At 71.4% G+C, this 13,986-nt stretch carries 12 protein-coding genes; 1 reads left to right on the plus strand and 11 read right to left on the minus strand.

The genetic code is table 11. The features are described 5' to 3' along the window. The first annotated feature begins 68 nt into the window (after positions 1-68). A complete protein-coding gene (locus tag ABT061_RS41730; protein WP_350928713.1) occupies positions 69-722 on the plus strand; it encodes a TetR/AcrR family transcriptional regulator in 654 nt (217 codons plus the stop codon). Positions 723-759: 37 nt separating this feature from the next. Here ABT061_RS41730 and ABT061_RS41735 read toward each other — a convergent pair whose 3' ends face one another. From ABT061_RS41735 to ABT061_RS41785, 11 genes are all read right to left on the minus strand, one after another. Further along, on the minus strand, positions 760-1,029 hold the full coding sequence (locus ABT061_RS41735; RefSeq protein WP_350928715.1) for a hypothetical protein: 270 nt from the start codon (positions 1,027-1,029) through the stop codon (positions 760-762). 67 nt (positions 1,030-1,096) lie between these two features. Then, the gene (locus ABT061_RS41740) at positions 1,097-1,948 is read right to left on the minus strand and encodes a helix-turn-helix domain-containing protein (RefSeq protein ID WP_350928717.1); all 852 of its coding nucleotides are present in this window, start codon (positions 1,946-1,948) and stop codon (positions 1,097-1,099) included. Positions 1,949-2,060: 112 nt separating this feature from the next. Then, the gene (locus ABT061_RS41745) at positions 2,061-2,285 is read right to left on the minus strand and encodes a hypothetical protein (RefSeq protein WP_350928719.1); all 225 of its coding nucleotides are present in this window, start codon (positions 2,283-2,285) and stop codon (positions 2,061-2,063) included. 118 nt (positions 2,286-2,403) lie between these two features. Continuing rightward, positions 2,404-3,429 (minus strand): phosphotransferase family protein, encoded by a 1,026-nt coding sequence (locus ABT061_RS41750; protein ID WP_350928721.1) that lies wholly within the window; start codon positions 3,427-3,429, stop codon positions 2,404-2,406. A 103-nt stretch (positions 3,430-3,532) separates the two neighbouring features. Next, positions 3,533-5,269: an acyclic terpene utilization AtuA family protein gene (locus ABT061_RS41755; protein ID WP_350928723.1), complete on the minus strand. Its 1,737-nt coding sequence runs from the start codon at positions 5,267-5,269 to the stop codon at positions 3,533-3,535. 33 nt (positions 5,270-5,302) lie between these two features. Continuing rightward, positions 5,303-6,115 (minus strand): enoyl-CoA hydratase-related protein, encoded by an 813-nt coding sequence (locus tag ABT061_RS41760; protein WP_350928725.1) that lies wholly within the window; start codon positions 6,113-6,115, stop codon positions 5,303-5,305. Between the two features lie 58 nt (positions 6,116-6,173). After that, complete coding sequence (locus ABT061_RS41765) at positions 6,174-8,225, minus strand: acetyl/propionyl/methylcrotonyl-CoA carboxylase subunit alpha (protein WP_350928727.1); 2,052 nt, start codon at positions 8,223-8,225, stop codon at positions 6,174-6,176. A gap of 2 nt (positions 8,226-8,227) precedes the next feature. Continuing rightward, entirely contained in the window at positions 8,228-9,760 is a 1,533-nt protein-coding gene (locus ABT061_RS41770) for an acyl-CoA carboxylase subunit beta (protein ID WP_350928822.1), read from the minus strand. 47 nt (positions 9,761-9,807) lie between these two features. After that, a complete protein-coding gene (locus ABT061_RS41775) occupies positions 9,808-10,467 on the minus strand; it encodes a TetR/AcrR family transcriptional regulator (RefSeq protein ID WP_350928729.1) in 660 nt (219 codons plus the stop codon). 154 nt (positions 10,468-10,621) lie between these two features. After that, positions 10,622-11,635: a nitronate monooxygenase gene (locus tag ABT061_RS41780; protein ID WP_350928731.1), complete on the minus strand. Its 1,014-nt coding sequence runs from the start codon at positions 11,633-11,635 to the stop codon at positions 10,622-10,624. A 328-nt stretch (positions 11,636-11,963) separates the two neighbouring features. Then, on the minus strand, positions 11,964-13,868 hold the full coding sequence (locus ABT061_RS41785) for a serine/threonine protein kinase (protein WP_350928733.1): 1,905 nt from the start codon (positions 13,866-13,868) through the stop codon (positions 11,964-11,966). Positions 13,869-13,986: the final 118 nt, after the last annotated feature.

Here is a 13,986-nt window from a genome sequence, read left to right on the forward strand (position 1 = left end):
AAGTCATTGACTGATTGACCAATCAGTAGTATGGAGGCGGTGTGCCCGCGCTGCTGTAGTCTTGCGCCGTGCACAGCGGAGGAGGGGCGCGCAGCAGCCGCGCCGACCAGGCCGACCAGCGCCGAGCGGAGCTCCTTGAAGCCGCCAGGCGGGTCGTGCTCGAGCGCGGGCTGGCCAGTACCCGTGTCGCCGACATCGCCAAGGCGACGAACGTGAGCGGTGGCCTGATCCACTACCACTTCGCCACCAAGGACGATCTCATCACCGAGATGCTCCGCAGCACCAGCGACTCGGAGATCCAGCGGCTGAAGGAGATCGTCGCGGGCCCCGGCACCGCCGTCCAACTCCTCGACCGTGTCCTGCGCTTCTACATCCCGGCCTCCCGCTCCGACCAGAGCTGGATCCTCTGGGTCGACGCCTGGGCCGTGGGAGTGCGCGAGGAGCACGTCCGCACCATCCTGCTGGAGCTTGAGGGCGCCTGGATCGAGATCCTCAGCCAGGTGATCTCCGCTGGCGTGGCCTCGGGTGAGTTCACCTGCGACGACCCCCTGGGCTCGGCCGAGCGGATCGACGGCATGCTCGACGGCCTCGTGGTCCGGTACACCCTGCACACCGGCAACATGTCGCGGAGCCGGATGCTCCATCACGCCAGGGTCGCCGCCGCCAGGGAGGTCGGCCTGCACCTCTCGGACTTTCCCGACGAGCCGGCCGAGGCTTCGTAGCGGCGGGCCGGGCGGGGGAGACCCCGTGGCCGCCGGGTCAGGCCTGGGGGGTGGGCAGGGCCGCGAGGAGGAAGGCCAGCCGCGCCGCGGCACCGTCGATGTTCTCGCTGGTGCCGAGCCGGTAACCCCACGAGGTGATGAAACGGCCGTCCTGGGAGCAGGTCACGGTCTCGGCCAGGGTGCTGCTGAAACGGTTGCGGACGTACACGTACGCGGGATCACCGAACGAGATCCGCTGTACGGAAAGGTCGGCGTGCAGTCGTATCGCAGCAACGAACCTCTCCAGACAAGACAGCGTGTCCAGCATCGTGCGTCACCTCCGTCTCGACAGAGAATTGCACGATCTTGGGATGCTAATCAAGCAATTGCGGTGTTTACTCCCTCGGCTGCCCGGAGAAATCGTTGAGTACTCGGACGATCACCGATCTGGCGTCCTCCCCGAAGGCCGCGACCTCGCAGAGTTCATCGAAGGTCCGCGCGTAGAAGGCGACGTCGTCCGGGTCGCGGAGAAGCAGGTCCCTCGTCCTGGTCGGCACCGCGACATGGTCGTCGTCGTACATCCAGAAACCGTTGAGCGGTGCCGAGGGCAGGGGCGCCTCGAAGGGGATCACACCGAACTCCACGTTCGGCAGCGCGGTCACCGCCAGTAACCGGTCGAGCTGCCCGCGCATCACGTCCAGCGGGGCCAGCCGGTAGCGCAGCACCGCCTCCGGCAGGACGAACCTGAACCGCCTGCTCTGGTCGTAGAGGATGTCCTGGCGCCGCATGCGGACCCGGATGGCCGCGTCGATCTCGTCGGGGGACCGGTAGAGGCGCTTGATCCGAGTGAAGATGCTCCGGGCGTACTCGGTGGTCTGCAGCAGGCCGATGACCACGCCGGGCTCGAACACCCGCAGCAGCGTGGTCCGCGCCTCCATGTCGCGGACGTCCTCCTGGAGGGCGGCCAGCCCGCTGCGGTGCCGCTGCCGCCAGGAGTCCTGGCGATCCAGGAGGCCCAGTGCCCGCTCCACCAGCTCCTCGACCACCTCGGGGGAGGCGTCTGTGGCCTGCGCCCACTGGACGATGTCGTCCTCGGTGACGGCCTGGCGGGCGTTCTCGATCCGGGAGACCTTGGAGGCCTGCCACCTCAGCCGTTCGGCCAGTTCCTTGCCCGACAGATGAGCGGTCTCCCGCAGGTGCCGCAACCGCGCGCCGAGTTCGGTTCTGGCCTGTTGGAACCCGCTCACACGATCTCCCCGGCCGCTCTCGCCCGCCTGTTCCTCCCGCGGGTTCACGTCATCCCCCGCGTGGTGCGCACGAGGCTAGACCCGAGCATGTGGATCAAGCCAGAGAGCACTCCTAATCGTGACCAATATTTACAGAAAGTACCCGGCGTGCGATGTCCACGAGCAACTCGCGGGGCACCTCGACGGCGGTTTCACCCTCCAGGACGTGGCGCAGGTCGGCCAGCGCCTCCGTGTCGGTCACCCGAAGGCCCTGCACCACGACGGTCCCGCGATCGGTCTCGTAGAGGGAGGGGCAGGCGCCCGCTTCGGAGGTTGAACCAAGGAACCGGAGGCGCATGACTGAATCCTTCCCCGAACCACACTCACGGAGCAATTGCGAGCAATCCTAGAGTTTGGAGGGTTGCATGAAGGTTTCAGGCACCAGATAACGCACATTCCACTTATTTCGCCTTATGTCACATGAACGTGCGGGCGCGGGCGAACAGGTTCAGCGTGGTCGCGTGGAGCAGATCCCCGAGTTCCCTGGGCGCCTTGCCCGCGCACGCGCGAGCGTGCGTGCCCTCCAGCACGATGCCGAGCTTGAAGCAGGCCAGCACCGCGTACCAGTCGACGGCGGACAGATCGCGGTCGGACAGGGCCGCGTAGCACTCGACGAGCTCGGCGGCCGGGGCCAGCCCGGTGACGCCGCCGGAGATCACGCCCACGCCGTCGGCGGTCGGCCAGGTCGCCAGCAGCCACCCCAGGTCCAGCAGCGGGTCGCCCACCGTGCACATCTCCCAGTCGACGATCGCGGCCACCCTGGGCCCGTCACCGGCGAACATGAGGTTGGCCAGGTGGTAGTCGCCGTGCATGATCCCCGGGGTGAACTCCTTCGGCCGGTTGCGCTCCAGCCAGCCGGCCGTCTCCGCCAGTCCGGGGATGTCGGGCCCCGGATACCCGTCCAGTGCCCCGTAGCCGTCCAGTTCGCCCATCCAGCGCGGTACCTGCCGCTCCAGGAACCCGTCGGGGCGGCCGAACCCGTCGAGCGCGCCGTGGTCCACCCGCCCGAGGTCGGCCAGCGCCGAGGCCGCCTCCAGGCCCATCCGGTACCGGATCGCGGGATCGCTCGCGTGCGGCTCGGGCAGCCCGACCGTGGGGTTGAAACCCTGGACCGGTTCCATCAGATAGAAGACCGCGCCCATGACGCTCTCGTCGGTGCAGGCCGCGACGAGGCGCGGCGCCGCCACCGGCGTGTCGCGCAGCACCGCCAGCACCCTCGCCTCCCGGCGGAGTACCTCGTTGCTCCTGGCGCGCGGATGCAGCGGCGGCCTGCGCAGCACGTACTGAGCCCCACCCCGCTCGAAGCGGACCATGACGTTCTGCGTTCCGCCCGCCACGGGCGCGACCCGCTCGAACGGCCCGTGGGGCAGCCCCTGCGCGTCCATCCACGCACCGAGCACGCCGAAGTCGATCACGTTGACGTCGATGTGCGCGGCCGTCATGCATCCTCCTTGACCGAATTATATTCTAGTCAGGGTGAATCTATGATCTCCGCCCGCGACGGTCAATACCGTCCATACCGCGACGGCCGTTCCGATCGGGGGATCACAGCAGGCGCCGTGGGATGTCGGCGAGTACGGCGCGGAGTTCCTCACCGAGGGCCTTGGCCTGGGCGTCGAGGCGAGGACTGGCGGCCACGCCCCGGCCGAGGATGCCGTGGACGACGAAGTTGAGGGCGAGCAGGTTGGGCAGCTCGAAGCGCTCGACGTTCAGCTCCGCGGTGCAGGGCAGGAGCCCGGCCAGGCGCTCGACCGTCAGGTAGTCCTCCAGCCACCCGAACTGCTCGGCGGTGCGGACCCAGACCCCCAGGTTGGCGTTGCCACCCTTGTCCCCGGACCGGGCACCCACGATCGAGCCCAGCGCGACCCGCACCGTCCCGCCGTCGCCGTCCGCGCCCCGCGGGCCGCCCGGCGCGCCCCCCTCCGGTGCTCCCGGGCGCGTGACCGGGGGAGGGGGAGCCTGCCCGGACCGCCCCCGCTCGCCGTCCCCCGACGCGTCCGGCACCGTGGGGAGCTCGCGGCCGTCGAGCCAGACGCGGGCCCGCACCGCCTCCGCCGGGACGAGTGTGGGCCAGTAGACCCCGTACGGCGAGGCGTCACCGGGAGGGGTCAGCCCGTAAAAACCGGGGTAGCTCGCCAGGCCGGTCTCGACCACGGCCGAGGAGAAGACGCGTCCGGCCCTGCGCCGGTCGGCGTCCATCACGGTGACGCGCAGCAGGGCGGTTCCCGCCAGCGGGGTGAGCTCGACGTGGACCTCGTCGAACGACTCCCTCGGCACCCGGGCCCAGATGGCCTCCTGGGCGAGCCCGGCCTTGGCCTCGATGTCCAGGCCGGTCAGGACGAGCGTCATGGTGTTGCGGTAGCCCGCCAGGTAGTTGACGGCGACCTTGAGCGTGGCGGGCGGGGCCTCGCCGCGCACCCCCGAGACACGGACCCGGTCGGGGCCCTGCTGCTCCAGCCGGATCGTGTCGAAGCGCGCGACCACGTCGGGGCCGGGATAGCGGGGTGAGGCGATCTCGTACAGCAGCTGCGCGGTGACCGTGCCGACCGAGACCAGCCCCCCGGTTCCGGGGTGCTTGGTGACCACGCTGGAGCCGTCCGCCTCCAGCTCCACCAGCGGGAACCCGCAGCGCGCCAGGTCGGGCACCTCGCCGAAGAACGCGTAGTTACCGCCGGTCGCCTGGCAGCCGCACTCGATGACGTGCCCGGCGACCACGGAGCCGGCCAGCGCGTCGAGATCGCCGGGCCCCCACCCGTACCGCCAGATTCCCGGCCCTGTGACCAGGGCGGCGTCCGTGACGCGGCCGGTCACCACCACGTCCGCCCCGGCGGACAGGGCGGCGGCGATCGGGCGGCCCCCCAGGTAGGCGTTGGCGGTCAGGGCGGGCGCGGGCAGCGGCTCGCCGGTGTCGGCGTTCGGCGCTCCGCCCAGGTCGTGGCCGGTGAGGTCGTCACCGGTGACGTGGGCGACCCGCACCGGCAACCCGAGGCGTGCCGCCAGCTCGGTCACCGCCCCGGCGCACCCGGCGGGATCCAGGCCGCCCGCGTTGGAGACGATCTTGATGCCGCGTTCCAGGCAGGTCCCGAGGACCTCCTCCAGCTGCTTGACGAAGGTCGGCGCGTAGCCGGGGCGGCCCTTGAGCCGGTTCCCGGCCAGGATCAGCATGGTCAGCTCGGCGAGCCAGTCGCCGGTGAGCACGTCGATCGGACCGCCCTCCACCATCTCCCTGGCGGCCGACAGCCGGTCGCCGTAGAAGCCGGAGCAGTTGGCGATACGCAACATCGGATCTCCTCGGGCGGGTATCGGCAGGCGGTGTCAGCCCGCCTCGGAGGCGGGGATCCAGGACGCGGGCCGCTTCTCCATGAAGGCGGCGATCCCCTCCTGTCCCTCGGCGGAGGTGAAGCGCCGGGCGGACAGCTCGGCCATCTGGCGCATGCCCTCCTCGACACTCAGCTCGGGCACGGTCCGCACGAGCTGCTTGGTGAGAGCGAGCGACTCGGGGCCGCCGCGCAGCAGCATGCCGGTGTAGTGGGCGACCGTCGCGTCCAGCTCCTCCTCGGGCACGGCGCGGGTGAGCAGCCCGATCTCCCTGGCGCGGGCGGCGTCGAACGTCTCCCCGGTGAGCAGGTACTCGGCGGCGGCGCGTGGGTCGAGCCGCCGCAGCACGGTCACCGAGATCATCGCGGGCACCACGCCGAGCCGCACCTCGCTGAAGGCGAACGACGCCGAGTCGGGGGCGATCGCGAAGTCGCAGGCCGCCACCAGACCGAGCCCCCCGGCCCTCGCGGTGCCGTTCAGCCTGCACACGACCGGCTTCGGGCTCTCCCAGATCAGGCTCATGATCTCCGGAAACGACGCGGTCACCGGCGCCTCGTGCGCGCCGCGGGGGGGCACCCGCTGCTCCTTCAGATCGGCGCCCGCGCAGAACACCGGCCCGGTCCCGGTGAGCACGATCACCCGGACGCTCTCCTCGGCCAGCGCCCAGTTGAGCCGGTCCTCCAGATCGCCCAGCAACCGCACCGACAGGGCGTTGCGGTTGCGGGGGGAGTCGAGGGTGATCGTCGCCACCCCTCCGGACACCTCCCCGTGCACCAGGCGCTCCACCGGCCAACCCCCATCGGTTCTCATCTGAATCCTTCCAGCCGCAAGACCCCGTACTCCGGCTCCGGAGAGCCCGGGGAGGGGATCAAGTCTGCTCCTCGATCACGACCAGCACGAACCCGGCCTCGACCTGGCGGCCCGGCGCCACGTTCACCGCCGCCACCGTGCCGGGTGCGGGTGCGGTGATCCGGTGCTCCATCTTCATGGCTTCGAGCACCACGACCACCTGCCCCCCACCGACCCTCTCGCCGGGTTTGACGTCGATCCGCAGCACGGTACCGGGCATGGGTGCCAGCAGGGAGCCGGGGAGCACCTGCTCCACCGGCGCAGGCAGGCGCTCCAGCGGGGTGAGCCGTACGGAACCGAGCGGGGAGTCCACGTGCGTCACGCCGTCGTAGCGGGCCACGGCGAACCTGTGCCGCACGCCGGAGGTCTCCAGTACGACGAGCGAGGGCGTCGCGCCGACCAGAACGGTATCGGGGAACCCCTCGGCACGCAGGCCGGCCCTGGTGATCCGGTAGGAGATCTCCGTCTCCGCGAACGCGGTGCGCTGCGGCTGCGACACCACGTTGCGCCATCCGCTCGGCAGTCCCGCCTGCACCGTCGCCGCCGCGCGGTTGGCCGACGCTCCCGCGAGCGCGGCGGCGAGGGCGGACAGGCGCACGGCCCCCGGCCCGGCTCCGGCGGCCTGCCGTCCGGGCGCCGACCCGGTGAGGCCGTGTTCGGTCAGGAAACCCGTATGGGTCTCCCCGGCGAGGAACGCCGGATGGCGCAGGACCTCGACCAGCAGGTCCCGGTTGGTGACGGGGCCGTGGATCCGCGCGCCCGCCAGCGCGAAGGCCAGCCTCCGCACGGCGTCGGAGCGACTCACGCCGTAGGAGACGACCTTGGCGAGCATCGGGTCGTAGTGCACCCCGATCACCGAGCCGTCCTCGACGCCGGAGTCCAGCCGCAGTCCGTGCCGCCCGCCGGACGCGGGCGCGAAGCGGGAGTCCACGCCGGGGATCTCGAGGCGGTGCAGGGTGCCGCTCTGCGGGAGCCAGTCGCGGGCCGGATCCTCGGCGTACAGGCGCGCCTCGACGGCGTGCCCGGACGGCTCGGGCGGTGACGCGGGCAGCCGGGCGCCCTCGGCGATCCGCAGTTGCAGCTCGACGAGGTCGACGCCGTAGACGCACTCGGTCACCGGGTGCTCCACCTGCAGGCGGGTGTTCATCTCCAGGAAGGCGACCGTGTCGCCCCTGACGAGGAACTCGACGGTTCCGGCGCCGACGTAGTCGATGGCCCGCGCGGCGGTGACCGCCGCGTCGCGCAGCCGCGCCCGCGTCACCGGGGAGATCGCCGGGGAGGGGGTCTCCTCGATCACCTTCTGGTGCCGCCGCTGGATCGAGCACTCCCGCTCGCCCAGCGCCCACACCGTCCCGTGCCCGTCGGCCAGGATCTGCACCTCGATGTGCCGGGCGCCCTCCAGCAGGGGCTCGACGAACACCGTGCCGTCCCCGAACGCCGACGCGGCCTCGGCGCGCGCCGACTCGACCGCCTCCTGCAGGTCGCCGGTCAGCCGTACGACGCGCATCCCGCGCCCGCCGCCCCCGGCCGACGCCTTCACCAGCAGGGGAAGGGGGCCGCCCATCGGGGTGAACACGGCGTCCAGGTCCCGTTCCAGGTCGTCCGGCGAGTGGCCGGGACCCGTGGTGAATCCCGGCAGCACCGGGACCCCCGCGGCCGCCATCAGCTCCTTGGCCTCGATCTTGGAGCCCATCGCGGCGACGGCCTCGGCCGGTGGACCGACCCAGGTCAGGCCGGCGTCCCGCACGGCCCGGGCGAAGGCGGCGTTCTCCGACAGGAAGCCGTAGCCGGGATGGACCGCGTCCGCCCCCGATCTGCGGGCCGCGTCGATGATCTTCTCCACCGACAGGTAGGTGTCGGCGGGTCTGACACCGCCGAGCCGCACCGCGTGGTCCGCCTCGGCCGTGTGCGGGGCGTCGGCGTCGGCGTCGGAGAAGACCGCGACGGTCTCGATGCCGAGGTCGCGGCAGGTACGGAAGACGCGGCGGGCGATCTCACCCCGGTTCGCGACGAGCAGGCGGCGGATCGGCGAGGCGGTCACGGGCATGTTCGCGGGCATGTTCGCGGGCATGGTCACATCCGGAAGACGCCGAAGCCCGCGGGCTCCGGGGCGGGGGCGTTGTGTACGGCGGACAGGCACAGGCCCAGGACCGTCCGGGTGTCGCGGGGGTCGATCACCCCGTCGTCGTAGAGGCGGCCGGAGAGGAAGAACGGCAGCGACTCGGCCTCGATCTGCGCCTCGACCATCCGGCGCATCGCCGCGTCGCCCTCCTCGTCGTAGACCTGCCCCCGGGCCTGGGCCGCGGCCCTGCCGACGATGGACAGCACTCCGGCGAGCTGGGCGGGCCCCATGACCGCCGACTTCGCGCTGGGCCAGGAGAACAGGAAACGAGGGTCGTAGGCCCGGCCGCACATGCCGTAGTTGCCCGCTCCGTACGAGGCGCCCATGACGATCGTGAGGTGCGGGACCGTCGAGTTGGACACCGCGTTGATCATCATGGCACCGTGCTTGATGATGCCGCCCTGCTCGTAGTCCTTGCCGACCATGTAGCCGGTGGTGTTCTGCAGGAAGACCAGCGGTGTGCGGGCCTGGCCGGCGAGCTGGATGAACTGCGCGGCCTTCTGCGCCTCCTCGCTGAACAGCACCCCCCGGGCATTGGCCAGTATCCCGATCGGGTAGCCGTGCAGGCGGGCCCACCCGGTCACCAGGCTCCCGCCGTACAGGGGTTTGAACTCGTCGAACTCGCTGCCGTCCACGATCCGCGCGATCACCTCGCGCGGGTCGAACGGGATCTTCAGATCCTCGGGCACGATGCCCAGCAGCTCGTCCTCGTCGTACAGCGGGTCACGCACGGCCCCGGCGGAGGCGCCGAGCCTTCGCCGGTTCAGGCCCCTGACGATCTGCCGCCCGATCCGCAGCGCGTCGTGCTCGTCGGCGGCCAGGTAGTCGGCCAGCCCGCTGACCCGGGCGTGCATCTCGGCACCGCCCAGCGACTCGTCGTCGGACTCCTCCCCGGTGGCCATCCTGACCAGCGGCGGCCCTCCGAGGAAGACCTTCGCCCCCTCCTTGACCATGACCACGTGGTCGCTCATCCCCGGTACGTACGCCCCGCCGGCGGTGGAGTTGCCGAAGACCAGGGCGATCGTGGGGATCCCGGCCGCCGACAGGCGGGTCAGGTCGCGGAAGATCCGGCCGCCGGGGATGAAGATCTCCTTCTGGGTCGGCAGGTCGGCCCCGCCGGACTCCACCAGATTGATCAGCGGCAGCCGGTTCTCGAAGGCGATGTCGGCCGCCCTGAGCGTCTTGCGCAGCGTCCACGGGTTGGACGAGCCGCCCCGCACCGTCGGGTCGTTGGCGACGAGTACGCACTCGACGCCCTCGACCACCCCGATCCCGGTGACCACGCTCGCCCCCACGGGGAAGTCGCTGCCCCAGCCCGCCAGCGGTGAGAGCTCCAGGAACGCCGAGTCGGGATCGACGAGCAGCTCGATCCGTTCCCTGGCCAGCAGCCTGCCCCGCGCGCGATGCCGGTCGACGTACTTCTCGCCGCCGCCGGCCACCGCTCTGGCCTGCTCGGCGTCGAGCTCGGTCAGCTTGGCGAGCATCGCCTCGCGCCGGGCCAGGTAGTCGTCACCGGAGGTGTCCAGCCGGCTCACGAACCCGCCTCCTTTGTTGACGTTGGCGTCATGTTGTTGCCCCGGCTCGCGGGCGTCAGGCCGATGGCCCGGGCCCAGAGCGTGGAGAGCATGGTTACGGCGGTCCGCTCGTCGGCGTGCTCGCCGAGGTCGAGCCAGACGTGGGCGAAGTGCTCGACCATCCCGCCCAGCATCACAGCGGTCAGCCGGGGGTCCAGCGACGGATCGGCCAGGCCCTGCTCCTGCAGGCGCCGCAGCCCCTCCGCGCCGCGCCGCACGAAGACCTCGCGCAACTCGAGCAGGAGGCCGCGGAACCCCTCGTCGGCGATCGCGACCTGCTCCAGCATCCTTACCAACCGGGAGTTGGTGGCCCAGGCGCGCAGGTAGAGCAGGTTGGCGGCCTCGATGCGGGCGTACGGGTCGTCGGGAGCGATGGGCCCGACCACGCTGGCGGTGAACATCTCGCCCACCACGGTGGCCGCCACCTCACGGAACAGCTCCTCGCGTGAGCCGAAGTAGGTGTAGAAGGTGCCGTGTGAGACACCGGCGCGCGCGCAGACGTCGTCGACACGCACGGCGTCGTAGCCTCGCTCCTCGAACATCTCCCGTCCGGCCTGGACGAGCGCCGCTCGCGTGCGCCGGCCCCGGGTACTGAGCGTCTCGGACTTGACGATCACGTCAGTTACGGTAACCCAGAACCCATGCGCCTGCCAGAGGCCGGGATGGATTCGATGTCGCCCTCACCCCGGCGAGGCCGCCGCTGCCGGCTCCGACAGCGCCGGAGCCGTCCCGCCCGTCGACACCGCTGATCGAGCCCGGCTCTGACCGAATTCAGATCGCGGTCAGGTCCACGGTGACCCGCGCCGCCGGTACGGGGCGCGCCCGGTGCCAGGAGGTTCCGGCCCATAGGTGCAGCGCCTCGGCGTCCCCCTGTGCCGCGGCGGCGCGCCGCAGCGGCGCCGTCAGGTGATGGACCTGCGGATAGGCCGCGGGCGCCCGGCCGGAGTACTCCGTCATGAACCGGTTGACCAGGCCGCGCGCCGGACGTCCGGTGAAGGCCCTGGTCATGGCGGTCCGGGTGAAGCGCGGATCGGTCAGCGCCGCGCGGTGGACCGCGCCGGTGCCGCTCTCGGGACAGAGGAGGAAGGCGGTGCCCGCCGCGGCCGCGACCGCTCCCGCGGACAGGACCCGGGAGACGTCGGCGGCCGAGGCGATACCGCCGGCCGCGATGAGGGGAAGCCGTGACACCTCACGTATCCGGGGCAGCAGGCGGTCCAGGCCCATTCCTTCCGTGTCCGTGTTGGCGAACGACCCCCGATGCCCGCCCGCCTCCTCTCCCTGGACGCACAGCACGTCGGCGGCCGAGGCCAGCCGGGCCTCGGCCACCGACGTCACGGTGACCACCACCGCGGTCCCCTTGCGGCGGAACGCCCTGACGAGTTCGTCCTCGGGACAGCCGAACGTGAATCCCACCACCGCGGGCGGATCCGCGAGCAGATCCTCGATCTTGGCCGTGAAGTCGTCGTCGCCGCCGCGCGGGACCCCGAGCTCGGTACCAAGCCGCCGCGCCTCCCCCTCGATGGCTTGCGCATAGGCGCCGAGTTCGGCCTGATCGGCCTCGTCGGCCGTAGGCATGAACACGTTCACTCCGAACGGACGAGACGTGAGTTCGCGCGTCCGCTCGATCTCCTGCCGCATCTGCGCGGCCGTCTTGTAACCGGCCGCGAGAAATCCCAGACCTCCGGCGCCGGACACGGAGGCGGCCAGTTCGGGCGTGGACGCCCCGCCGGCCATCGGAGCCTGGACGATCGGCAGCCTGGACGGCCACGGCATCGGGTCAGGCATCGGTTTCTCCTCTCGGCACTCCATGGTCTGGAAAACCTATGCCGCCGATCAGCACATCCCACTCGCGAGTTCACGGTAAATCCAGATCAAGTACCTGGAGCGCCAGGTACCCGGCAAACGCCACTGCGCGCAGGTCGGGACGGCCGTATCCATGGCCTTGAAGACATACCCCGGCGTCTCCGAGCGGAGCCGCCTGGAGATCTCCTGCCGACTCCGGGCCGGCCGGACGTCTGGGTCGTCCTGGTCGTGGGCGGGACGCTCACGCGGTGGACGAGGTGCGGCGGCGACGTCACGCGGGTCACCGAGGAGTATGCGACAGCCCTCGTGCTCAACCGCAGTGGCTCCAGCCGCTCTTCCAGGACAGCGACCCGTGCGAGCCTCCCCAGATGACGCACTTCTTGGCCCCGGACAGGCGTACCGGGCCCGCGTAGACGGTGAACTTGCCGGGGTTGCTCCCGCTGGAGCCGCCCTGCACCTGAAGTGTCGCGTTCATCGAGATCTTGGCGGGGATCACGTACCTGGACATGGTGACGACGCAGTTCTTACCCGCGGCGGAGCTGTAGAGCAGGTAGATCGTCGCGACGCTGCCCAGGGCTTTGGAGTTGATGACCTTGTAGCCGCTGCCGCAGACGCCGGTGGCCGTATAGGGGTTGGGTTTCTGAGGGGCGGGACTCGGCTTGGCGGTGGTGGTGGGCTTGGCCGTGGTGGGCTTCACCGTCGAGGTCGGTCGCGAGGTGGCGGTGGGCTTGGCCGTCGGCTCGGGAGCCGATGAGGGCTTGATGATGCCGCTCGGCTCCGCCGAGCCCGGTTGCTCCGCCGGCGGGGTGGGCCTGGCGGTGGTGGCCGCCGGGCTGGAGGTCCGGGAGGGGGGCCTGCTCGGCTTCCCCGTCGGCGCTCCCGCAGCGCGGCTCGGGTTCTCGGCCGGTCGGGATGACGGCCGCGCGATCGGCCGGGACGGGTGGGGCGTGATCGTGAGGAGTTCCTCGTTCTCCGGAGGCAGGGAAGCCTTTTTCCCGGCCGTGGGCGGATCGCCGGGAACGGTCGTCGGGTCGGGGCCCGGGGTCTCCGCCGCGGTGGATGCCGCTCCGGCTCGCGCCATCGTGGCCTTCTCGTCGTTCTGCAGGACCACCACGGTCCCGGCGGTCACGCCGAGCGCGGCCACGACCGCCACCCCGGTGAGCAGGAGCCCCACAGGCCCGCGCGGCTTCCTCCCACCAGGCTCCCCGGCCCGCCCGGGGCCGTCCTGTCCCGGCGCGGTGCCTCCCGGTCCGCCGTGTCCCGGCCCTACGCGTCCCGGCGCGGTGCCTCCCGGTCCGCCCGTCGGCGGTCCGTCCTGACGCTGCCCGCTCTGTCGCGTGGCCGCCGCGGGCACGTGACCGGGACCGGGCACAGGGCCGGGGAGAGGGGCCGGACGCCGGACCGGGGTGGTGGGGGCGGTGCCCATCAGACGGTTGACGAGTTGCTCGGCGGTGGGGCGCAGTGCCGGGTCCTTCGACAGGCAGGCCGTGACCAGCTCGCGCAGCTCTCCCTCCAGCGCGCCCAGTTCCGGCTCCGTGTTCAGGATCCGGTTGATCACGACGGGGATGGAGTCCTGGCCGAACGCGGGCCTGCCGGTCGCGGCGAAGACCATCGTGACGCCCCAGGCGAACACGTCGGCCGCGGGTGTCACCTCGCCCGCTCCGAGTTGCTCGGGCGCGAGATAGGAAGGGGTGCCCATCGCGACCCCGGTCGCGGTCATCCCCGGGGAGTCCAGTGCCCTGGCGATGCCGAAGTCGATCACCACCGGGCCCTCGGGACCCATCAGCACGTTGGCGGGCTTGAAATCACGGTGCAGGATGCCCGCGCGGTGGATCGCCGACAGCGCGGTGGCGGTACTGACGGCGAGACGTTCCAGGGAGGCGCCGCGCCGCGGCCCCTGGCTGTCGACCAGCTGGCGCAGGGAGGGGCCGGGGACGTACTCGCTCACGATGTACGGACGGCTGCCGGCGAGGTCGGCGTGGAGCACGGAGGCGGTGCAGAACCGGGCCACCCGTTGCGCGACCGACACCTCGCGCAGGAAGCGTGCCCTGGCCTCGGGGTCGCCGACCAGTCCGTGGTGGAGAAGCTTGACGGCGACCTGCTCGCCCTCGGGCCCCCGCCCGAGGTAGACGATCCCCTGCCCGCCCTCTCCGAGCCGTCCGGTCAGCTCGAACGATCCCAGGCGTGGGGGATCCTCCGTTGTTAGTGGTTCCACCAGCATGCCCCCCGACAAAACCCAAAAAAATGGTTTATGTGGGGCAGAACGCTACCAGCGTGAGAGGGGAGCGAACGGCCATGGAGATCCGGGGAGCCGCGGAATCCCGTGCTCGGTC

The sequence above is a fragment of the Streptosporangium sp. NPDC002544 genome, assembly GCF_040295965.1.
Classification (GTDB): domain Bacteria; phylum Actinomycetota; class Actinomycetes; order Streptosporangiales; family Streptosporangiaceae; genus Streptosporangium.

What these genes read in the sequence shown, in the direction of transcription:
- ABT061_RS41735 (WP_350928715.1), bottom strand. Translation starts at nt 1,029, where the DNA reads ATGCTGGACACGCTGTCTTGTCTGGAGAGGTTCGTTGCTGCGATACGA.
- ABT061_RS41745 (WP_350928719.1), bottom strand. Translation starts at nt 2,285, where the DNA reads ATGCGCCTCCGGTTCCTTGGTTCAACCTCCGAAGCGGGCGCCTGCCCC.
- ABT061_RS41750 (WP_350928721.1), bottom strand. Translation starts at nt 3,429, where the DNA reads ATGACGGCCGCGCACATCGACGTCAACGTGATCGACTTCGGCGTGCTC.
- ABT061_RS41755 (WP_350928723.1), bottom strand. Translation starts at nt 5,269, where the DNA reads ATGTTGCGTATCGCCAACTGCTCCGGCTTCTACGGCGACCGGCTGTCG.
- ABT061_RS41760 (WP_350928725.1), bottom strand. Translation starts at nt 6,115, where the DNA reads ATGAGAACCGATGGGGGTTGGCCGGTGGAGCGCCTGGTGCACGGGGAG.
- ABT061_RS41765 (WP_350928727.1), bottom strand. Translation starts at nt 8,225, where the DNA reads ATGCCCGCGAACATGCCCGCGAACATGCCCGTGACCGCCTCGCCGATC.
- ABT061_RS41770 (WP_350928822.1), bottom strand. Translation starts at nt 9,760, where the DNA reads ATGCTCGCCAAGCTGACCGAGCTCGACGCCGAGCAGGCCAGAGCGGTG.
- ABT061_RS41780 (WP_350928731.1), bottom strand. Translation starts at nt 11,635, where the DNA reads ATGCCTGACCCGATGCCGTGGCCGTCCAGGCTGCCGATCGTCCAGGCT.